The sequence below is a fragment of the Dysgonomonas sp. PF1-14 genome (assembly GCF_029892965.1).
In the GTDB taxonomy this organism is placed as follows: Bacteria; Bacteroidota; Bacteroidia; order Bacteroidales; family Dysgonomonadaceae; genus Dysgonomonas.
Genome location: NZ_JARXWN010000004.1, coordinates 237,146 through 257,145, shown reverse-complemented (window position 1 = coordinate 257,145; position 20,000 = coordinate 237,146). Strand labels below are relative to the sequence as shown.

22 protein-coding genes are annotated in these 20,000 nt (G+C 41.8%); 9 read left to right on the top strand and 13 right to left on the bottom strand.

Annotation, left to right across the window (positions count from 1 at the left end):
- Positions 1–29 precede the first annotated feature (29 nt).
- The 5 genes from M2448_RS07515 to argR form a co-directional block, all read right to left on the bottom strand.
- Complete coding sequence (locus M2448_RS07515; RefSeq protein WP_280645295.1) at positions 30–536, bottom strand: hypothetical protein; 507 nt, start codon at positions 534–536, stop codon at positions 30–32.
- A 3-nt stretch (positions 537–539) separates the two neighbouring features.
- On the bottom strand, positions 540–1,508 hold the full coding sequence (gene argC, locus M2448_RS07510) for an N-acetyl-gamma-glutamyl-phosphate reductase (protein WP_280645294.1): 969 nt from the start codon (positions 1,506–1,508) through the stop codon (positions 540–542).
- 61 nt (positions 1,509–1,569) lie between these two features.
- Positions 1,570–2,775, bottom strand: coding sequence for an argininosuccinate synthase domain-containing protein (locus M2448_RS07505; RefSeq protein WP_280645293.1), 1,206 nt, complete (start codon positions 2,773–2,775; stop codon positions 1,570–1,572).
- Entirely contained in the window at positions 2,772–3,371 is a 600-nt protein-coding gene (locus M2448_RS07500) for a GNAT family N-acetyltransferase (RefSeq protein ID WP_280645335.1), read from the bottom strand. Before M2448_RS07500 ends, M2448_RS07505 begins: the two co-directional genes overlap by 4 nt.
- A 50-nt stretch (positions 3,372–3,421) precedes the next feature.
- Positions 3,422–3,877 carry an arginine repressor gene (argR, locus tag M2448_RS07495; RefSeq protein ID WP_280645292.1) on the bottom strand — a complete coding sequence of 152 codons (456 nt, stop codon included), beginning with the start codon at positions 3,875–3,877 and terminating at the stop codon, positions 3,422–3,424.
- A gap of 207 nt (positions 3,878–4,084) precedes the next feature.
- Here argR and M2448_RS07490 point away from each other — a divergent pair, with 207 nt between their 5' ends.
- A complete protein-coding gene (locus M2448_RS07490) occupies positions 4,085–4,345 on the top strand; it encodes a hypothetical protein (RefSeq protein ID WP_280645291.1) in 261 nt (86 codons plus the stop codon).
- A gap of 19 nt (positions 4,346–4,364) precedes the next feature.
- Here the strand turns inward: M2448_RS07490 and M2448_RS07485 are convergent, their stop codons facing one another.
- Genes M2448_RS07485 through kdsA form a run of 6 tightly spaced genes read right to left on the bottom strand, consistent with a single transcriptional unit; the run spans position 4,365 to position 8,516 of the window.
- Entirely contained in the window at positions 4,365–5,096 is a 732-nt protein-coding gene (locus M2448_RS07485; protein ID WP_280645290.1) for a biotin--[acetyl-CoA-carboxylase] ligase, read from the bottom strand.
- Between the two features lie 3 nt (positions 5,097–5,099).
- Positions 5,100–5,462 (bottom strand): MmcQ/YjbR family DNA-binding protein, encoded by a 363-nt coding sequence (locus M2448_RS07480; protein WP_280645289.1) that lies wholly within the window; start codon positions 5,460–5,462, stop codon positions 5,100–5,102.
- Positions 5,463–5,466: 4 nt separating this feature from the next.
- Positions 5,467–6,618, bottom strand: a complete 1,152-nt coding sequence (locus M2448_RS07475) for a WG repeat-containing protein (protein WP_280645288.1) — start codon at positions 6,616–6,618, stop codon at positions 5,467–5,469.
- Positions 6,619–6,629: 11 nt separating this feature from the next.
- Positions 6,630–6,995: a YraN family protein gene (locus M2448_RS07470; RefSeq protein ID WP_280645287.1), complete on the bottom strand. Its 366-nt coding sequence runs from the start codon at positions 6,993–6,995 to the stop codon at positions 6,630–6,632.
- Positions 6,996–7,002: 7 nt separating this feature from the next.
- The gene (locus tag M2448_RS07465) at positions 7,003–7,719 is read right to left on the bottom strand and encodes a 2-phosphosulfolactate phosphatase (protein ID WP_280645286.1); all 717 of its coding nucleotides are present in this window, start codon (positions 7,717–7,719) and stop codon (positions 7,003–7,005) included.
- A gap of 2 nt (positions 7,720–7,721) precedes the next feature.
- The gene (gene kdsA / locus M2448_RS07460) at positions 7,722–8,516 is read right to left on the bottom strand and encodes a 3-deoxy-8-phosphooctulonate synthase (RefSeq protein WP_280645285.1); all 795 of its coding nucleotides are present in this window, start codon (positions 8,514–8,516) and stop codon (positions 7,722–7,724) included.
- Positions 8,517–8,821: 305 nt separating this feature from the next.
- On the opposite strand from kdsA, the gene M2448_RS07455 reads away from it, so the two are divergent.
- The 6 genes from M2448_RS07455 to M2448_RS07430 all read left to right on the top strand — a co-directional run bounded on the left by M2448_RS07455 (position 8,822) and on the right by M2448_RS07430 (position 16,034).
- Positions 8,822–9,334: an ECF transporter S component gene (locus tag M2448_RS07455; protein ID WP_280645284.1), complete on the top strand. Its 513-nt coding sequence runs from the start codon at positions 8,822–8,824 to the stop codon at positions 9,332–9,334.
- Between the two features lie 14 nt (positions 9,335–9,348).
- Positions 9,349–9,747 carry a phosphoribosyltransferase family protein gene (locus M2448_RS07450; RefSeq protein ID WP_280645283.1) on the top strand — a complete coding sequence of 133 codons (399 nt, stop codon included), beginning with the start codon at positions 9,349–9,351 and terminating at the stop codon, positions 9,745–9,747.
- A gap of 6 nt (positions 9,748–9,753) precedes the next feature.
- Positions 9,754–11,658 (top strand): TonB-dependent receptor, encoded by a 1,905-nt coding sequence (locus tag M2448_RS07445; protein WP_280645282.1) that lies wholly within the window; start codon positions 9,754–9,756, stop codon positions 11,656–11,658.
- A gap of 39 nt (positions 11,659–11,697) precedes the next feature.
- Complete coding sequence (locus tag M2448_RS07440) at positions 11,698–12,636, top strand: DUF362 domain-containing protein (protein ID WP_280645281.1); 939 nt, start codon at positions 11,698–11,700, stop codon at positions 12,634–12,636.
- Positions 12,637–12,645: 9 nt separating this feature from the next.
- A complete protein-coding gene (locus tag M2448_RS07435; RefSeq protein WP_280645280.1) occupies positions 12,646–14,181 on the top strand; it encodes a 4Fe-4S binding protein in 1,536 nt (511 codons plus the stop codon).
- Positions 14,182–14,702: 521 nt separating this feature from the next.
- Complete coding sequence (locus M2448_RS07430; RefSeq protein WP_280645279.1) at positions 14,703–16,034, top strand: PhoH family protein; 1,332 nt, start codon at positions 14,703–14,705, stop codon at positions 16,032–16,034.
- Positions 16,035–16,606: 572 nt separating this feature from the next.
- Here the strand turns inward: M2448_RS07430 and M2448_RS07425 are convergent.
- Entirely contained in the window at positions 16,607–17,257 is a 651-nt protein-coding gene (locus tag M2448_RS07425) for a hypothetical protein (protein WP_280645278.1), read from the bottom strand.
- Positions 17,258–17,370: 113 nt separating this feature from the next.
- Between M2448_RS07425 and M2448_RS07420 the strand changes: the two genes are divergently transcribed.
- Positions 17,371–17,901: a hypothetical protein gene (locus M2448_RS07420; protein WP_280645277.1), complete on the top strand. Its 531-nt coding sequence runs from the start codon at positions 17,371–17,373 to the stop codon at positions 17,899–17,901.
- A 19-nt stretch (positions 17,902–17,920) separates the two neighbouring features.
- Positions 17,921–18,466 (top strand): hypothetical protein, encoded by a 546-nt coding sequence (locus M2448_RS07415; protein WP_280645276.1) that lies wholly within the window; start codon positions 17,921–17,923, stop codon positions 18,464–18,466.
- Between the two features lie 159 nt (positions 18,467–18,625).
- Here the strand turns inward: M2448_RS07415 and M2448_RS07410 are convergent, their stop codons facing one another.
- Positions 18,626–19,999, bottom strand: a complete 1,374-nt coding sequence (locus M2448_RS07410) for an efflux transporter outer membrane subunit (RefSeq protein WP_280645275.1) — start codon at positions 19,997–19,999, stop codon at positions 18,626–18,628.
- Position 20,000 lies beyond the last annotated feature (1 nt).

The window sequence follows — 20,000 nt, the reverse complement described above, 5'->3', positions numbered from 1 at the left end:
TTTTCCTTTTGATAGTAAAACATTAGCTTCTAAACCTTTTCTCCAAATCCGAGCAAAATATGGCTAGAGGTTGTAAAATACATCTCTATCTCATCTCCAACGTCGACTTTATTATAAACGTCTTCATCAGCCTGATATCTGATATTATTAATTGTCAGATAATAGATAAGTGAAGATTTGGGATGACTACCCCACAGTCGTGGAAATATATCTCCAATAATAGGGATATACAAATTACCACTACCACTCTCATAGCTTCTCGACCGTTCTTTATCCTGTATCTTTCCTTGTTCGATTTGTTTTACACCGGATTCTATATCCTTATTGTAATTACGATTGATAAGATACTCGATGAGTAAGCAAAGGGCTACAATACCACTATTCAATGCTACTATAAACAGGTTTAGTTCAGCAGACATAAAATAATACACAACATCAAAAAGAAGCCCTGCACCGAGAATAAGAAAGGGAAATACATAGCCGACTTTCTTCTCTTCTTTGATTTTTACTATGTCTTGCGAACTAAGTTCTTTCATTTTTTAGAATGCGCTTGCTTTCAACTTCAAACCTTCGGTTTCTTCCAAACCAAAGATCAGGTTCATATTCTGTACAGCCTGCCCTGAAGCTCCTTTCACGAGATTATCTATACATGAGAGAATAAGCAGTTTATTCCCATGTTTTTCGAGATGTAATACACACTTATTGGTATTCACCACTTGTTTCAGATCAGGGTTCTGATCGGTTACAACAACAAACGGGCTGTCTTTATAGAAATCGGCATATAGCTTTTCTGCATCTTCCAACGTTCCGCTGTAATTGAGGTAAATCGTAGCAAAGATACCTCTGGTAAAGTTTCCTCTGACAGGTATGAAGTTCAGCTCCTGATCGAAGTTCCCTTGTAGCTGCGTCAGTGACTGTTTTATCTCGGTCAGGTGCTGATGCTCGAATGCTTTATATACTGATATATTATTCTCGCGCCAACTGAAATGGGATGTAGCCGAAGGTTTTACTCCTGCACCTGTAGAGCCTGTTATAGCATTCACATGAATCTCGGCATTCAATTGATCAGCCTTCGCCAATGGTAGCAATGCCAACTGAATAGCTGTAGCAAAACAACCGGGATTGGCTATATAAGACGATTTCTTTATCTGCTCTTTATTGAGTTCCGGTAGTCCATAGATGAAGTTATTGCCTTCCGCCTTGTGACGATAATCGGTAGACAAGTCTATTATCTTCAGATTCTTGGGCACATCATTAGCCTCCATAAACTTCTTTGTATCACCATGTGCGGTGCAGAAAAAGAGCACATCTATTTTATCGTAAGGCAACTGATCGGTAAACCGCATATCGGTCTCGCCCAATAATCCGCCATGTACGTCAGACAGCCTATTGCCTGCATTACTGGTACTGTTTACAAATATCAGTTGTACTTGCGGGTGGTTTAGTAATATTCTGATCAGCTCACCGGCTGTATATCCGGCTCCGCCTATAATTCCTGCTTTAATCATAAATTCATATTTTTTATTAACCACAGAATAAAAGGAGTGTGTTACTCTGTGTTTAATAAAATTACTCTATAGTTTTATTACGGTTTTGCACACTATGATATATCTTATTCGTCATAGCATATATCTTGGTAAATCCTTTAGCATCGTCAGATGTCCATGCTTTGTTCACCTCTCCGTATTCTCCGAAGTCAGCTTTCATCAGATCGAAATTGCTTTCTACTCCGACAAGCACATAGCGGTAAGGATGCAGTTCTATAATGACCTTGCCTGTTACATTACGCTGCGAACTTTCAAGCATTGCCTCTATATCACGCATTACAGGTTCGAGATATTGCGCTTCATGAAGAAACATTCCATACCAGTTGCCTACCTGCTCTTTCCAGTATTGTTGCCACTTAGTCAGCGTATGTTTCTCCAGCATCTTGTGCGCATTGATAATAACTAACGGCGCAGCGGCTTCAAAACCTACACGCCCTTTAATTCCGATGATTGTATCACCGATGTGCATATCGCGCCCGATGGCATAGGCCGATGTTATTTCTTCTATCTTCTGGATAGCTTTCACCTTATCGGTATAGGCAACTCCATTTATAGCTGCAATCTCCCCTTCTTCGAAATTTATGGTAAGGGTTTCTTTCCCTTCCTTTTTTAATTGGGATGGATAAGCTTCTTCCGGCAGGGTTTGTTCGGATTTCAACGTTTCTTTTCCTCCGATGCTAGTACCCCAGAGACCTTTGTTTATAGAATATTCCATCTTCGTGAAGTCGGCTTCATATCCATGCTCTTTCAGATAGTTGATTTCATACTCACGTGTAAGCAACATATCACGCGTAGGCGTAATTATTTCTATGCCCGGTGCCAGCACATCAAAAGTCAGGTCGAAGCGTACCTGATCGTTTCCAGCACCTGTACTGCCATGAGCTACGGCATCTGCACCAATTTCCTTTGCGTAATTGATAATAGCAATCGCCTGAAAAATACGCTCAGAACTCACCGAGATAGGATATGTACCGTTGCGAAGTACATTACCGAAGATCATATATTTTATACTCTTTTCGTAGTATTCCTGTGTAATATCGAGGCTGATATGCTTTGCGGCACCCAACTTATAGGCCTTTTCTTCTATTACGGCCAGTTCTTCCTGTGTAAACCCTCCTGTATTTGCTATTGCAGTATATACTTCATAACCAAGATCGGCTGACAGGTATTTTGCACAAAACGATGTATCGAGTCCTCCACTAAATGCTAAAACAACTTTCTTTTTCATTTTAATTGTTTCTTTAAATCTTTTATAAGGTCTTTTATTTCTTTCTTATCTTTCTGCTTATCCGGATCGAAAAGCATAGCTGTACAGATACAATATTTACGGTCGGTACGTGTAAGTATATCATAATTGACACAGCCCTGACAACCTCGCCAGAATGATTCGTCATCGGTAAGTTGTGCGAATGTCACCGGAACATAACCCAGTTCTGTATTTATTTTCATTACGGCGGCACCCGAAGTCAGACCGAAAACTTTGGCTGTTGGGAACATCGCCCTTGCCAGCGAAAAGGCATGCTGCTTGATTTTTTTGGCTAGCCCATGCTGTCTGAATTTCTCAACGACTATCAGTCCCGAGTTGGCAACGAATTGCTTATTACCCCACGATTCGATATAACAGAATCCGGCAAACTCATCCCCCATAAGGGCAATAATAGCTTTACCTTCTTTTATTTTCAGCTCCAGATATCCAGGGCTTCTTTTGGCAATACCCGTACCCCTCACTTTAGCGGCAGCTTCTATGGTATCCAGTATAGTTTGCACATAGGTCAGATGTCCCTCATTGGCAATTTGTATAGTCAGTTGTAAATCTTGTTCCATTGGTTTTTCTACCACAAGTTCATCTATATTGTTCATTTCTGTAACTTTCACTATTTTATGTTAGGAATAAACACCGACAATGAAGCCAATACTTCATTTCGGTCAACATTCTCTCTGGGTATAAGCAAGATGGTATCATCTCCGGCTACTGTTCCCAGTATATATCCGGCTGCTTTTTTATCTATTTCGGCGGCAATAGCCATTGCATATCCCGGACGCGTTTTGATAACCGCCAGATTTCCGGAAAACTCAATACCCGAAAAGCCAAAAGCCGAAGCAGGAGTTATTTCGTTGTCTGTCTGAATATTATCGGACAACTGATATATATAGCTCCCTTTTGCTGTTGGCACTTTCACTATCTTCAGTTCTTTTATATCGCGTGATAAAGTAGCTTGAGTAAGTTCAAACCCTTTAGATACAAGCTCGTTGAGAAGCATTTCCTGACTGTTAACTTCAGTTGTCTGTAGTACTTCTTTTATTATTCTATGTCTATATTTTTTCGTCATATCAGTATAAATATACAAAAACAACACAAAAGTATGCATAAAAATACATACAACAAAATATCATTGATAGAAATTTTAATACCACCTATAAATAACATATTGACAAAAAGTTAAACTTTGCTTATTAAATATATTTTTCTATATTTGCGTAATCGGAAGCCGGAGATATAAAACGTCTGGATTATATAATTTACATTTCGCAAACCAATGGATGATCAACTTGATAAAAAGCACCCTATAGTTTCAGTATTGCAGTCAACAACTCCGGCCAACAAAGCCACGAAAGTGACTATTGACGATTCTTTTGCCCGTATTGTGGTTTATGAGAAGGAAGACTTAACGAATGAGGAGATCTTTGCGCTGCTCAATGTCCGTCAGTGCATAAAAATAGATATTGACAAACACTATGTCCGCTCTAAAGAAGGAGAGGACAAGCATTCGTACACGATATATAATATACTTATCTGATAGCCTATTGTTTTACCATTTATAATACATAGCGGACTTCTTTGAATGCGAAGCTTCGTTCTTCGCCTGTATCTGTTTCCAATACAAGTAACCCATTCGGCTTTATATCTTTGATATAAGCCTGAAAGTTTTTTTCACCATCATCATACCAATAATAACCTTGCCTCCGAAACAGGAAAGACTTGTATTCTTCTTCCACAGTTTTCTCTTTTCCCGATCTTATATAATCATAATATAGAGAAAAGGCCTGTCCGACTTCACCCAACAATACACTCAAGTCATATTCTTCACCTGTAATCTGGCTCAGCGAAACCGGATTGGGTGCATTACTTACATATTCCGTCTGATTGATATTAATTCCAATACCGCATACAGATTCTATAATTTTATCTCCATTCAATGTATTTTCGATAAGGATGCCACAGATCTTCTTTTCTTTCCAATAGATATCGTTAGGCCATTTTATAGTGATGTCATCAGTATATTTCTCCAGAAATTTCACTACAGCAAGAGAGACTATCTGAGATATTACAAACTGCTCTCCGGCTCTTACTGTATCCGGATAGAATACAATACTAAACAATAGATTTTTCTTAGCTTCCGATTCCCAGCTATTTCCACGCTGCCCTTTTCCTGCAGTCTGAAAATCGGCAAATACAATTGTTCCCTCTTCTACCTCTGTGCGGCTAAGAAGTTCTTTCAGATAATTGCTCGTAGAGTCTGTCTCTCGAATATGGAAAATTTGCCCCACCGATTAGCTATTATGATATTCAGCTTGCTTTACTTTCGGCAGCTTCTTTATAACCTCATCTACCGAATGTTGTATCAGTTCTTCTATCATTTTTTCCGGCACATCGCTCTCAATAACGATAGTGTTCCAGTACTTCTTATTCGAATGATAACCCGGCCTGATTCCTTCATATCGCTCTCGCAGATCGACAGCCTTCTCCGGATCACATTTCAGATTGAGCCAATGCTCCCCGTCTCTGGACTCAAGTCCCATATAAGCAAACATTTTGTCCATCACTTTAAAGACGAGCGTGTCTTCCCCAAATGGGAAACACTCAGTCGCTCCTTTTATGGACAGGCAGGCTTCGCGTGCTTCTTCTATATTCATACCCTTATTGTTCTATATCTTGTTCTTCAAATAAGATCTTCCTTTTTGTAGCCGTATCTGGCACCATCCCTTTCTTGAATCGTAAGCTTTTTTCACTTAACTGATACTCGTAGCCATCTCTATCCACGAAATAATTTCCGCCATTCTTCTCTGCAAAGAAATAGGTATCGCCATCTTCATACAAGTGCGTATAAATCGCCGGAATGACTACCTCATCACGTGTAATATATCCTATTTTGTCTCCCAATTTGATTTTTGCCATATTATCCTCGAGAGGCCCTATATGGTCATATATTACAGGTATTACCTCTTTTCCGTCTCCATCGAGCACTCCCGACTTATTATTCAGGTAAACCTTGAATCTCCCGTCAGCAAACGGAACTATCAGACTATAAATACATGGAATCTTAAACCGATTCCGTTGGTCTATTATTCCCCATTTATCATTTAGCCTTACCTGAGCTATTCCACTTTCAAAAAAACACGCATAATCATATTGACACGGAATTACGATATTGTCCTGTGAATCTGCATATCCCCATTTCCCATCGACTCTTACAGGGATTAACTCCTTATTAATATTAGCTGAATGAAATTTATAGGATTTGTGTTCATACCAACCTCCGGCCAACATTAAGAGATTACTTGTCTGATCTGCGAAATTGTTTATTATCAGCTCCCCTTTTTCCGACTTGCCTACTCTGACTCTGTTTATATTTATATAACTAAATATCAATGGCATATAAAACTGCTTTTTGTTATAATAGATTTCGAAGAACTTCTTCTTTAATTGGCCTTTATAAACCCGTTCATATTTCCCTGTTTTATTTTGATAAGATACTATCAACTTGTCTTTTCCCTCCGTTCTTAGGTGCATAAATTCTGCCGTATCTTTTGTGAAAGCTCTGGTTCTTCCCTGAATGCTCATATATGAATAATCGGTCGTATCTCTTTCAAAAAAGGACAAGGCATTCTTTCTGGATATCCTATCTGCATAGTCGGATTGTTCTCTGGTCCATAAAAAATAATCCCCATCGATTTTATTCGTTTCAGATAAAGAGACAAAATTCGCACTTTTAATAGGTCTCATTGTACCGCACGATGAAAAGAAGGCGGCACTCGCTAATAGGATAACGTAGAGATATTGATGTTTCATATCGTAAAAGATTAATTTACGGGTGCCAGGAAAGCATCATCTATATGGTCAATTTCAAAACCCTTTCCATTCCAGATAGCTGCAATTACATCAAAACGGGCAGGAGAATCTATATCATACTCTCTCAGATAGAAATCGGCAGCTTCTACAATACGCCTGATCTTTCCCTTAGATACAGCTTCTTCGGGATTTCCCCATTGATCGCTACTACGTGTCTTTACTTCTACAAAGACAATAAACTCATCATCTCTGGCTATAATATCTATCTCGTACCTCTCGTAATTCCAGTTACGTTCTACAATCTCATAACCCTCCTTCCTGAGATAGCTCACAGCCGCATCTTCGCCTCTTTTTCCAAGTTCGTTATGATCGGCCATTGCTGATTCAGGCTATGATTATTTTCCTCGTCTCCCTGTTGTAGACAGGAACGAGATCTACTGTATCTTCGGTCAGGCAATATTCTACAGAGTCTTGCAGATTATTTGCTTCGAGCCGCTTGACATGTTCCGTCCGATTAATATAATTACGGACATCCGGCTTAGCTTCTTCCCACATAGACAGGGCAACCTGTGTAGCATCTGAGGCTGACGCATATCCTCTACCAATAAGTCGTCTGGCTAAAGCACCACCAAAAAGCGAATCTTCTATATTAAAGCGGTTGTTCCATCCGGCACAAAGCACAATCACATCTTTCTGCATACCTACACAAAAATCAGCTACTGCATCTATATTAGAAAATGCACCGATAATAAGAGTTCCCGCAGCACTAGCCATTTCGATAGCCTGCGTGCCGTTAGTCGTCGTAAAAACGACTTCCTTATCGCCTACTTTATCTTCGGTGTAGTCGAATGGAGAATTACCAAAATCGGCAAAGTCGCAACGTCTTACATTTCGCTCCGCCCCTACCAGATAGCCTTTTGATTTATATGCCTGAGCCTCTTCGATAGACGCAACGGGAATAATTGCTCTTGCCCGGTTATTCAAAGCGGCACACATGGTAGTTGTAGCCCGAAAAATATCGACTACGACAACAATCTTATCGCTGTCATCGTCCGAATAATAAGGATATAATGCGGGGGTGAAACAAATATCTACCTTCATATTTACAAGGCTGCTTTTAATCTTGTCAATCGGGCCATCAACCCTTCTAACTGATCTAGCGGAAGCATATTAGCTCCATCGGACTTAGCATTTGCGGGATCGAAATGAGTTTCGATAAATAATCCGTCTACTCCTGTAGCGATACCCGCCTTACACATGGTCTCTATCAGTTTAGGCTGACCACCTGTTACTCCCGATGCCTGATTCGGCTTTTGCAGACAATGAGTTGCATCCAATACCACCGGAAAGCCAAATTCCTTCATTTCTGGTATTCCTCTGAAATCCACTACCAGATCGGAATAGCCGAAAGACGTGCCCCTGTCTGTTATAATAACATTACTATTACCCGAATCCACTACCTTTTGTGCGGCAAATTGCATTCCGTTAGGTGCAAGAAATTGCCCTTTCTTTATGTTTACAATCTTACCTGTCTTAGCCGCAGCAATAAGCAGATCGGTCTGACGGCAAAGGAATGCGGGTATTTGCAATACATCTACATATTCGGCAGCCATTGCGGCCTCATGCGTTTCGTGAATATCGGTAACGGTAGGCACACCGAAAGTCTCGCCTACTTTACGCAATATTTTCAGCGCTTTCTCATCACCTATTCCGGTAAAAGAGTCTACCCGCGAGCGGTTTGCTTTCTTATACGATCCCTTAAATACATAAGGTATATTCAGTTTCGATGTTATATTTATCACTTTATCGGCTATACGGAGAGCCATTTCTTCACCCTCTATTACGCAAGGTCCTGCAAGCAGGAAGAAGTTATCGTTTTTGAGATCTGCTATGTTCATTACTGTTATCGGATTGTTATTTATTAAATCTTATATCAAAGATACAAAGATTATATTGTTTAGAAAAGCACTATCATAAATTACTGATCGAATACAATTAAGAGCCTTAAGTTCAAATAAATTATATCTATAATCTTAATGAATTTAAAAAACAGGGCTTTTATTTGTTCAATCCAAAAATAACAGTTAAAATTGTATTTGTTAATACCATCAGAAACAGCAATTATAGAAATTCAGGCAACTTAAAACGATAAAAGGACATTCCTTATATACAATAAAATACACTATACTAATTTGAAAAGCTTATGGAAACAACTTCAGTAAAACTTTATTCATTAAATTACAAAGAGGTTAAAACCTATCTGTTCGCATCGCTCTTTATAGCCGGCAATCTGGTATTACCGCAAATTTGCCATCTGGTACCGAATGGTGGCCTTACATTGCTGCCTATCTATTTCTTTACCCTGATAGCTGCATACAAATACGGCTTCAAGGTCGGTTTACTGACTGCAATATTATCTCCGCTGGTAAACTATCTGTTGTTTGCTATGCCATCATTAGATGTATTGCCTGTCATACTTGCTAAATCTACTCTGCTTGCAGGAGCAGCTGCATATGCCGCACACAAATTTGAGAAAGTTTCTATTCTGGCGATCATCGGTGTAGTTCTGGCATATCAGGTAGTAGGAACATTGATAGAATGGGCTATCGTCAAAGATTTCTTTCTCGCAGTTCAGGATTTCCGCATAGGAATACCGGGAATGCTGATTCAGGTATTTGGCGGATATGCTGTACTAAAAGCGATTGCTAAACTCTGATTCATCAAACAAAGATGTACGACAAAACATTCGAAGAGGTACGCGAACGTTTTCGCACTATACCTTTCAACGAAGAATTCGATATGATTGTTGCTATCGCTAACGGGGGTATTATCCCCGCAGCGATACTCAATCAGCGCCTGGATATCGAGATTCAGCTTTTAAAGATAAACCTGCGCGACATCAACCAGAAGCCAAAATACGATAGCCCACAGTTAATGGCTCCTATCGATTTCGACTACAAGGGAAAGTCTATCCTACTGGTAGAAGACAGAGTAAAAACAGGCGCTTCACTTTCATACGCATGTCAGCTACTGGCAGAAGCAAAACTTATAAGAACTTTTGCAGTTAATGGAAAAGCAGACTACGCTCTATACGACGAGGACTGCTTCAAATTTCCTTGGCTACTATAGTAATATATGAAAAGATCATTCTATGTGATTGCATTACTGGCACTCTCCCTGCAAATGATAAGAGCTGAAGAGAGAAAGCCTGATGCAGTGGTTCGCGATTCAGTAGAATTGGGTGAGATAATTGTCACCGGAAGCCGTCCGGCAGTAAACCTGAACAATTTACCGATGAGTGTAAGTGTAGTAGGCAGTAAGCAGATAGAAGCCAAATTTGAGCAATCGTTACTACCTATTATTACCGAAGAAGTTCCCAGCCTGTTCGTTACATCGCGGGGAATTATGGGTTACGGTGTATCCACCGGAGCAGCCGGAGGTATGACCATACGCGGAATAGGCGGAAGCCCCACTGCCCAGATGCTGATGCTGATAGACGGGCACCCCCAGTATATGGGATTGATGGGACATCCCCTTGCCGACTCGTATCAATCACTGATGGCCGAACGGGTAGAAGTGGTAAGAGGCCCAGCATCGGTACTATACGGATCGAATGCTATGGGTGGGGTAATCAATATTATAACAAAAAAACAAAAGGAAGATGGTATAAGAACCGGAGTACGTGCCATGTACGGATCGTACAATACGCTGAGTACCGAACTTAATAATGCCGTACGCTCCGGAAAATTTAACAGCTATGTATCGCTCAGCTATAACAGAAGCGATAATCATCGGGATAATATGGACTTTGAGCAGTATAGCGGATACGGTAAAGTGGGATACGATTTCTCTCCGAACTGGAATGCGTTCGTCGACCTCGATCTGACTAATTTCAAAGCATCCAATCCCGGAACGACAAGCGCTCCCCTGTTGGATAACGATGCGGATATAATACGTGGTGTGACTTCATTTTCACTCGAAAACAATTATGAAAAGACATCAGGTGCACTGAAGGTCTATTACAACTTCGGCAAGCATAAGATAAATGACGGATACAGTGCCGTAAATCCGGAAGCCGTACCCAGAAACGAGCGCTTCAGATCGACAGACAAAATGATCGGCATCACCCTATATCAGTCATACAGCTTCTTCACCGGAAACCAGACCACAGCCGGAATCGACTTTCAGCATTTCGGCGGCCATGCGTGGAATATCTTCATGGACGGACAGGCCGACAAAGACATAGCAAAGAAAAGCCTGAACGAAGTAGCCGGTTATCTGAACTTCCAACAAACCTTGATCAGTCAACTTGTGCTGAATGCAGGAATACGGATAGACCATCATGCCGTAACGGGTACAGAATGGATTCCGCAGCTAGGACTAAGCTATATTGCTACCGACAACACTATACTGAAAGGGATTGTAAGTAAGGGATTCAGAAACCCTACCATCCGCGAGATGTATATGTTTCCGCCACAGAATCCGGACTTGAAGCCGGAAGAACTAATGAATTACGAATTGTCAGCATCGCACAAGATGCTGGACAAATCGCTGACTTTCGACCTCAGCCTCTATTATATCAATGGCAAGAACAGCATACAGACAGTGCCTGTCGATGGTAAACCACTGAATATAAATACAGGTAAGATCAAGAACTACGGTGTGGAGTTCGCCACGCAATATAAGCTTAACCCTTATATAAGCCTGTCGGCAAATTACAGCTGGCTACACATGAAATATAAGGTAGTAGCTTCACCCGAGCATAAACTGTATGCTGGTATAAACTATACCCGCAACAAATGGAACCTGTCTACAGGCATACAATATATAAACGACCTCTACTCTTCAGTGAAAACAAATACAACCGAAGAAATTAAAGACTCGTTTGCCCTCTGGAACGTCAGAGGATCGTATAAGCCTGTAAAGCAACTTGAAATCTTTGTGAAAGGAGAAAACCTCCTCGCACAAAAGTACGAAATCAATGCCGGTTACCCGATGCCGCGTGCAACCGTATTCGGCGGGGTAAACCTTCGATTCTAAAAAAACAACAAACCAAATAACTAACTATTACTTACTATTATGGACAGACGTAAATTCTTAAGAGCAATCGCCATTACCGGAGCAGCAGCTACGGTAAAAGCCAGTGGCGGAATGGATATACTGGCCCAGACTGTTAATAGTACCCAAACGGGCAAAAAAGTGGATATCGTAGCTGTAATGGGTGGCGAGCCCGATGTGATGTTCAGACGTGCCATTACCGAAATGGGTGGCATGGGCAAATTTATTAAAGCCGGACAAAAGGTCGTAGTGAAACCTAATATAGGCTGGGATAAAACACCCGAGCTTGCCGGAAATACAAACCCTAAACTGGTAACCGAAGTCATACGCCAATGCCTGTCGGCCGGAGCGAAAGAAGTGACCGTATTCGACCATACATGCGACGACTGGATTAAATGCTACAAGAACAGCGGCATAGAAGCAGCGGCAAAAGCAGCCGGAGCGAAAGTTGTTCCTGCACACGAAGAATCGTACTATAAAGAGGTCAGCCTGCCCAAAGGCGTAAAACTGAAAAGTGCTAAGATACACGAGGCAATAGTCAACTGCGATGTGTGGATCAATCTGCCTATACTGAAACATCACGGAGGTGCAAACCTTACCATGTCGATGAAAAACTATATGGGGATAATATGGGACAGAAGGATATTCCACCGCACCGACCTGCAACAATGTATAGCCGATATCTGTACATATACTAAAAAGCCTGTACTGAACATAGTAGATGCTTACAGGGTAGTGAAGACAAACGGGCCTCAGGGACGTTCCACTGCCGATGTAGTAAACCCTAAAGGCTTGTTCATATCACAGGATATAGTAGCTGTAGATACTGCCGCTGCCAAGTTCTTCAACCAGATACGGGAAATGCCTCTCGAACATGTAGGACATCTCGCCAACGGACAATCATTGAAGTTGGGTACTATGGACATAGATAAACTGAATATCAAACGAATAAAGATCTAACAAACAACTATGCTAAAAAAACTGCGGGTAGGTATATCGGTCATATTATTTACACTGATAGCCTTCTACTTTCTCGACTTTGCAGCACTGATGCCCGATCAGTTCCATTGGTTGGCACGCATACAGTTTGTGCCTGCTTTGCTGAGCGGAAGTTTTATTATACTTACGGTACTTATTGTCCTTACACTCTTGTTCGGACGCATCTACTGTTCATCGGTATGCCCTATGGGTATCTACCAGGACATTGTAGCATGGATAGCAAAGAAGACTGCTAAGAAGAGAAAGCGGTATAAATTCAGCCAAGCCAAGAACATACTGCGCTGGTCAGTTCTGGGAATTGCAGTTATCACATTCTTCCTCAAGATACCGTCTATATTAGCTCTTGTCGATCCCTACAGTGCTTTCGGCAGGATCATCACCAATGTATTCAGACCTGTTTATATGGCCGGCAACAATGTACTGGAAGCCATATTCACCAGCTTCGGCAATTATACGTTCTATAAAGCCGATGTAATGATTATCAGCATATCCTCTTTTATAATAGCCATCATAACACTTCTGGCTATCGGCTACTTTGCTTGGAAATACGGGCGCACCTTCTGCAATACCATTTGTCCTGTAGGAACCATTCTGGGATTCCTCAGCAAATTCTCCCTGTTCAAAGTGAGAATAGATACCGACAAATGCAATATGTGCGGTGTATGTGCCACTAAATGTAAGGCCTCCTGTATCGACAGCAAAAATCATGCAATAGATTCCAGCCGTTGCATCAACTGTTTCAACTGCTTGGGCAGCTGTCACGAAGGTGCTTTGTCCTATGCGCCTTATGCGAGAAAGAAAGCCCCATCTGATAGTAAAGCTGCCGCAGACAACAGCAAAAGGCAGTTTCTCACTACAGCTTTGACCACAGCAGTAACCGTTCCGGCAGTGATGGCGCAAGATAAGGTGAACAACATCTTGTCCGGCAATAAAGTGCCTACACGTCAAACCCCGATTTGTCCGCCGGGTGCACAAAGTGCCGAACACCTTCTGAGTCATTGTACATCGTGCCACCTGTGTATCAGCAGATGCCCGTCACGAGTGATCAAGCCAGCCTTTATGGAATACGGACTGGGCGGCATTATGCAACCTGTAATGACCTACGACAAGGGATTCTGTAACTACAACTGTACTGTATGTGCAGATGTATGCCCTAACGGAGCATTGCTTCCACTATCGAAAGATCAAAAACACATGACCCAGATAGGACGTGTTCAGTTCGTGCACGATATCTGTGTGGTAGTGACCGACAATAACAACTGTGGCGCCTGTGCCGAACACTGCCCTACACAGGCAGTAACTATGGTTCCGTACGAAGCCGGAGAAGGACTTACCATTCCCCACATCAATCCCGATATTTGTGTGGGATGCGGAGGATGCGAGTTTATCTGCCCTGTACGCCCTCATCGCGCGATATTTGTCGAAGGCAACGCAGTACACCAGACAAGAGAAGCATTCGAAGTGGAAGAGAAAAAAGAAGTGGAGATCGACGATTTCGGCTTCTAAATACTCTCCCCTATCATGTCAAATTATAGAAACTCCTGCCTCTGCGGGAGTTTTTTGCTTACACATAGTTGCCACGCCTTTTAAGGCGTGGGATAAAATTTCCCTCAAAGGACTTTAGTCTAACGTGAGTTCGATATAAAAATAGTATGTAATCAATTGTTTTCCAAAATATATGATGTAAACTTCGTGCCCTTTGTGGTTTTTCTTTGTGTCCTTTGTGGTAAAAGAAATAAGATTTAACCACAAAGAGCACAAGGTTTTACACAAGGCTCACAAAGAAAACATATAACTAGCTGATATTTAGACACTATTATTTCGAACTCACGTTAGTCTAATCTATTTTTGGCTAAAGCCTTGCATCTATTACCCCTTATCTCCTATACTTAAAAGTGGAGGCAACTATAAGCCTTATACAAGGCTCATTAACTCAACTCTTCATTTTAGTAATTATTCATAATTATTATCGCCCTTATTCAACCAAATTCCTATATATTCGTTATTACATAAAATAATAATGACATATGGCCAGAAAGAAAAAAAAGAACTTCGTACTCGATACAAACGTTATACTACACGATTTCAGATGCTTGGACAACTTTGAGGAAAACGACGTATATCTACCCATCGTTGTACTCGAAGAACTAGACAAATTCAAGAAAGGCAATGACCAGATCAATTATAACGCTCGTGAATTTCTGCGGCAACTAGATGTAATAACCGACGACAACCTGTTTACCAACGGCACGCCGCTAGGCAGCGGTATGGGCAACCTGTTTGTGGCTACCGGTATAAAAGATCAGGAACGTGTGTATGCCATGTTCCCCGAACGGATACCCGATCACCGCATACTGTCGGCTGTAATGGAAATATCGGAACGAGATCCGAAAACCAAGACAATACTCGTCACCAAAGACATCAACCTGCGGATGAAGGCGCGCGCTATCGGTCTATCTGCAGAAGACTATATCAACGACAAGGTAGCCGATGTCTTTCTCTTCGAGAAGCAACATACAACCTTCTCCAACATGGACTCTGCCGTTATAGATGCGCTGTATGCAAGTCCCGACGGCATTCCTTTCGATGAATTCGATCTTGTTACGCCTGTCAACCCCAACGAATGCTTCATCATGAAGAACGGCAGGAAAAGTGTTCTGGCGCGTTATAATCCGTTCACAAACAAGATATGCCGTATCGAAAAGCAAACGTGCTATGGCATACAACCCCGTAATGCTGAACAGACTTTTGCCTTCGAGGTACTGATGGATCCCGATATAAAACTGGCAGCCCTCACCGGAAAAGCAGGAACAGGTAAAACCCTGCTCGCTCTGGCTTCGGCTCTCAAACAAAGCGAAGATTACAATCAAGTACTTTTGGCACGTCCTATTGTTGCACTCGGCAATAAGGAACTCGGATTCCTGCCCGGTGACGAAAAGCAGAAGATAGCACCATATATGCAGCCGCTGTTTGACAATCTGGCCGTTATAAAAAGCCATATCCCTTATGGTGGTGCCGAATCGCGCAATATAGAACAGATGCAGACCGAAAAAAGACTCGAAATAGAGGCTTTGGCATACATACGCGGACGAAGCCTGTCGGAAATGATCTGTATCATAGACGAAGCTCAGAATCTTACACCCCACGAGATAAAGACAATCATTACCCGCGCGGGCGAAGGCACGAAGATGATCTTTGCAGGTGACCTGCAACAGATAGATTCACCCTATCTCGATGCGCAGTCGAACGGGCTGGCATACATGATAGATAAGATGACCGGACAAGACCTGTTTGCTCATGTAAACCTTGTAAAAGGCGAACGCAGCAAATTGTCGGAGATAGCCAGTACATTGCTTTAACTAAGAAATATTGCGACATCTGCATAGGTAGGAGCGAAATATCTTTCGCCCGTTGACAATTGCGGGCGTAAGATTTTACGCACCTATAAACTGCGAACAGAACTATTATACCAATTATGCGAATCAGGAGTTGAAATTATATGTTTGTTTATTTTCTACTGCGCGCAATCACAGATTGCTTGCATTCCTTTTGGCCTAAGCCCCAAAAGGAATCAAAAAGTCTTTAGCGCCCCGCTTCATAGCACGACCCGTTAGAGGGCTCAAAGGCTAAACAAAAAAACTCGCTCATGGCTTTTGCATAATACGAACCGACAACTAAGCTCAAACACGTTTTTGTTTTTACGCCTTTCTCTCCCTACGGGTACCCCGTCCATAAAGCTAACGGCGCGGGCTGACGCACGATCTGGAGACAATAAATAAAGGGGGTTACTTGTAACTTGTAATTGCCCAAAGGGCGAAGTAACTAGTAACTAATAAACGAACGATTATTCAATACAATCTCAAATACTGATTGGCATCAATTATTATCATCTATAAAAAGGTAACAAAGGTAACACATCTACACTATTTTTTCAGGCTGTTACCTTACTGTAACACCTTCCTTGGAGCCTCCCCTTGGGGAGATTGGAGAGGCTGTTCCCTATTACCCTCACTCTATTCTTTATCTGCTGCGATGTTACCTTTTTCGGTTTATCATTATTTGCCTTTTCTGTAGTATTATTAGATACTTCCTCATTTTCTGATCTTTCCATTAACGGCTCTTCTACCGCCTGTACTTCTTCGGTTACAGATTCCGTTTTTCCGACCTGTTGCATTGCCTCTATCTCTGCTTTTTCACGTGCCGCTTTCTTCTTGTCAGCTCTATCAAGTACCATTCTTATTGTGCGCAGATCGGGCAGGTGTTCTTTTTTACGAATAACCTTCGATTTGAAGATCAGTCTTTCGGGATTATCCTCATCGGGGATGTAGGTATCTTTTTCTTCAGTCAGGGTATAATTATTTAATTTCTTCTTCAACGAAGACATCGCCAACGAAAATGCGACATCGTCACGCTGTTCCTGAGCCTTTTCTATTTCCTCCCGAAAATAAGGCTGTGTCTTCATCCAGCTATAAAACGTTTTCCGGCTGATGTTTAATACCATACATACTTCCGATACCGAGTAAAGTTCTATTGCTATCAGATCAGCAATTTTTTCGGTCAGTTCTTCGCTATATTTTGCCATAATTTTAATAAGTTTGGTTTATGTTTTGTATAGTGATAACCTTAATTACAAATAATGCAGTTTTTTAACAGAATATCATATCTTTACTACACCTAACACAAAAGAAACACACAATGAAAAAAGCAATAATCATCCTTACACTCCTTGCAATAACGACCGCCTGTTCTGCTCAGGGAGATAAAACCCAACCCAACATGGACAGTATAAAAGCAAAAGCACTCTGTGTTCTCGAAGAAACCGATAAGCATATCGTATATCTTACCAATATGACACGCCTAGTCCGGAAATCCGGAGACGAACTGTCGTGGTACGCCGGAGGCAATGAACTATTTCTACGCTACGAGACGTGGACTATCTCGAAAGACGATAAAGAATACAGTATACAAAATCGCAGTGTATTATATTGTAAGCCCGAGCGCATTGCAACACCTGATGGTGGAAGTTATGATGCTAATGTTTACCAAAATAGAGTTGAATTCTACGCATATCATAAAAACGTACAACCGGTGCAACATGTTCTACCTTCAGGAGAATGGGAAGATTTCGGCCTTTCGGGCGATGATGGAATACCAACTAAAGTAGATGATTATTTCCACCAGAATATAAAGGATATTCCTGTGATTGTGGAAGATTTAGGGAGATAGAACAAAGACGAAATGCACAATGAAAAAAGCAATAATTATTCTGACTCTCCTTACAATAACAACCGCTTGTTTTGCTCAGGGAGATAAAACCCAACCAGACATGGACAGTATAAAAGCAAAATCACTCTGTATTCTCGAAGAAACCGATAAGCATATCGTATACCTTACCGACATGGTACGCCTTGTGCGACCGGATGAGGAACAGACTACCTGGTACACCGGACAGTTCTTTCTGCGCTACGAGACGTGGACAGTAACGAAAGGTGATGAAAACCGCAGTATTCGGGAACAAGCCATCCTGAATGGCAGGATTAAATGGATGATGGTGCCCGATGGAGGAGATATTCATGTTGCTGTATATGATAACCTGTCGGAAGGAACAACATTTTACAAAAATGGAGTAGAGGACGGTCATATCGAACCTTCGGGAGAATGGACAAATGCAGGCAATACGACCGATGACAGCATATTCTCCAAAATAGGAAATTTCTTTGATGAACACAATCCGAATGTTCCTCTGGTTGTGGAAGATTTAGATAAGTATAATAGACTTTATGCAAAATAAAAGCTCATTAAATATCAACCTGTTACAAACACACTTTGTGACCTTCGTGTAAAACTTTGTGTTCATCGTGGTTAAGCTCTTCTAGTACCACAAAAGACACAAAGGGCTAATTATACCAATGATAAACTGGAAATTATTCTCTATCTATTGAAACGAACCTTATTTCACCAATCCACCCCCCAGTGCTTTATATAAAGCAACAACAGACACAAGTTCGTTCAGCGTAGCTTTATTGAGGGCTATCTCGGCATCGAACAACTGACGCTGAGCATCCAATACATCTATATAACTGATTACCCCGTTCACATATTGCAGGGTGGCCAGTTCGTGGTACGACTTGGCCGAATTGTACAATGCCTGCTGTGAGCGGTACACTTCTTTCATTTTATTGAATGTATTGATCGAGTTGTTCACTTCCTTGAATGCTTCCAATACAGATTTTTCGTAACCGTACACTTCCTGCTCGTACGCAGCTTTAGCTGCATTATGCTTTGCCTTATTCTTTCCCATATTGAATATAGGGCCTGTCAGTACCCCTGAGATAAACCATGTAGGGCTTTTCAGGAAGTCGGTCAGTTCCGAGTTCTCACCTCCCAGACGCCCTGTGAGGCGCAATGACGGAAACATCTCGGTATAAGCGATTCCGACTTCTGCATTTGCCTCTATCAGTTTTTGCTCTGCCTGCATCATATCGGGGCGGCGTTTCAGTAACGACGATGGCAGATCGACAGGCAGGCTTTGAGGTACTTGCTGATGATCTATATCTTCACCTCTGGCGATAGCACCTGATGGAAATTCACCAACCAAGACAAATAAGTCATTCTCTTTCAGCTTTATTTCATTTTCCAGAGCCGGAATAAGCGTTTCGGTACGTGCCAGCTCCACAAGACTCTGACGATAGGGTATCTCGGATGTCAATCCGCCTTCGTAGCGCAACTTTGCAAAGCGGACTCCTTCGCGGCGGGCATCTAGTGTCTGTTTTACTATTTCAAGCTGACGGTCGAGAGACTTCAATTCAAAATACGATTGTGCCACCTGTGCTACAATGGTCAGATGAAGCGCACGCTGAGCCTCCACTGTCTGCATATAAGCTGCTACTCCGGCATCATTTGCCCAACGTAGTTTACCCCATATATCCAGTTCCCACGACACATTCAGATTTGCCCTAACCTCCGGGTCATACGACTTAGCATCACCACCATAATTGGTATATTCGCGTTGTCCGGCAATTTCTCCCCCTAGCTCGGGAAACATATTTGCAAAACTAATGCGTTTGTTCGCGGCCATCTCTTTTATACGGGCGGTGGCCACAAGCATATCTTTGTTGTGCTCCAATGCTTTCGTTATCAAGCCTTGTAGCACAGTATCCGAATAGAGTGTACTCCATCCTATGTCGGAAGCATTACCCTCTATCATGCCCCGCGTTTCGAAAGTCTGAGGCATATCCATCTGAGGCTGTTCGTACTTCTGCCCTATCTTACACGAAGAAAGAAGGATAAGTGATAATGCCAGTATATATTTTATCTTATTCATT

Bases quoted from the DNA above. Each gene is read 5' to 3' on its own strand.
- M2448_RS07455 (WP_280645284.1), top strand. From the start codon at position 8,822: ATGGAAACAACTTCAGTAAAACTTTATTCATTAAATTACAAAGAGGTT.
- M2448_RS07425 (WP_280645278.1), bottom strand. From the start codon at position 17,257: ATGGCAAAATATAGCGAAGAACTGACCGAAAAAATTGCTGATCTGATA.
- argC (WP_280645294.1), bottom strand. From the start codon at position 1,508: ATGATTAAAGCAGGAATTATAGGCGGAGCCGGATATACAGCCGGTGAG.
- M2448_RS07475 (WP_280645288.1), bottom strand. From the start codon at position 6,618: ATGAAACATCAATATCTCTACGTTATCCTATTAGCGAGTGCCGCCTTC.
- kdsA (WP_280645285.1), bottom strand. From the start codon at position 8,516: ATGAACATAGCAGATCTCAAAAACGATAACTTCTTCCTGCTTGCAGGA.
- M2448_RS07500 (WP_280645335.1), bottom strand. From the start codon at position 3,371: ATGGAACAAGATTTACAACTGACTATACAAATTGCCAATGAGGGACAT.
- M2448_RS07465 (WP_280645286.1), bottom strand. From the start codon at position 7,719: ATGAAGGTAGATATTTGTTTCACCCCCGCATTATATCCTTATTATTCG.
- M2448_RS07430 (WP_280645279.1), top strand. From the start codon at position 14,703: ATGGCCAGAAAGAAAAAAAAGAACTTCGTACTCGATACAAACGTTATA.
- M2448_RS07445 (WP_280645282.1), top strand. From the start codon at position 9,754: ATGAAAAGATCATTCTATGTGATTGCATTACTGGCACTCTCCCTGCAA.
- M2448_RS07440 (WP_280645281.1), top strand. From the start codon at position 11,698: ATGGACAGACGTAAATTCTTAAGAGCAATCGCCATTACCGGAGCAGCA.
- M2448_RS07480 (WP_280645289.1), bottom strand. From the start codon at position 5,462: ATGAATATAGAAGAAGCACGCGAAGCCTGCCTGTCCATAAAAGGAGCG.
- M2448_RS07490 (WP_280645291.1), top strand. From the start codon at position 4,085: ATGGATGATCAACTTGATAAAAAGCACCCTATAGTTTCAGTATTGCAG.
- M2448_RS07515 (WP_280645295.1), bottom strand. From the start codon at position 536: ATGAAAGAACTTAGTTCGCAAGACATAGTAAAAATCAAAGAAGAGAAG.
- M2448_RS07450 (WP_280645283.1), top strand. From the start codon at position 9,349: ATGTACGACAAAACATTCGAAGAGGTACGCGAACGTTTTCGCACTATA.
- M2448_RS07415 (WP_280645276.1), top strand. From the start codon at position 17,921: ATGAAAAAAGCAATAATTATTCTGACTCTCCTTACAATAACAACCGCT.
- M2448_RS07505 (WP_280645293.1), bottom strand. From the start codon at position 2,775: ATGAAAAAGAAAGTTGTTTTAGCATTTAGTGGAGGACTCGATACATCG.
- argR (WP_280645292.1), bottom strand. From the start codon at position 3,877: ATGACGAAAAAATATAGACATAGAATAATAAAAGAAGTACTACAGACA.
- M2448_RS07470 (WP_280645287.1), bottom strand. From the start codon at position 6,995: ATGGCCGATCATAACGAACTTGGAAAAAGAGGCGAAGATGCGGCTGTG.
- M2448_RS07420 (WP_280645277.1), top strand. From the start codon at position 17,371: ATGAAAAAAGCAATAATCATCCTTACACTCCTTGCAATAACGACCGCC.
- M2448_RS07435 (WP_280645280.1), top strand. From the start codon at position 12,646: ATGCTAAAAAAACTGCGGGTAGGTATATCGGTCATATTATTTACACTG.
- M2448_RS07410 (WP_280645275.1), bottom strand. From the start codon at position 19,999: ATGAATAAGATAAAATATATACTGGCATTATCACTTATCCTTCTTTCT.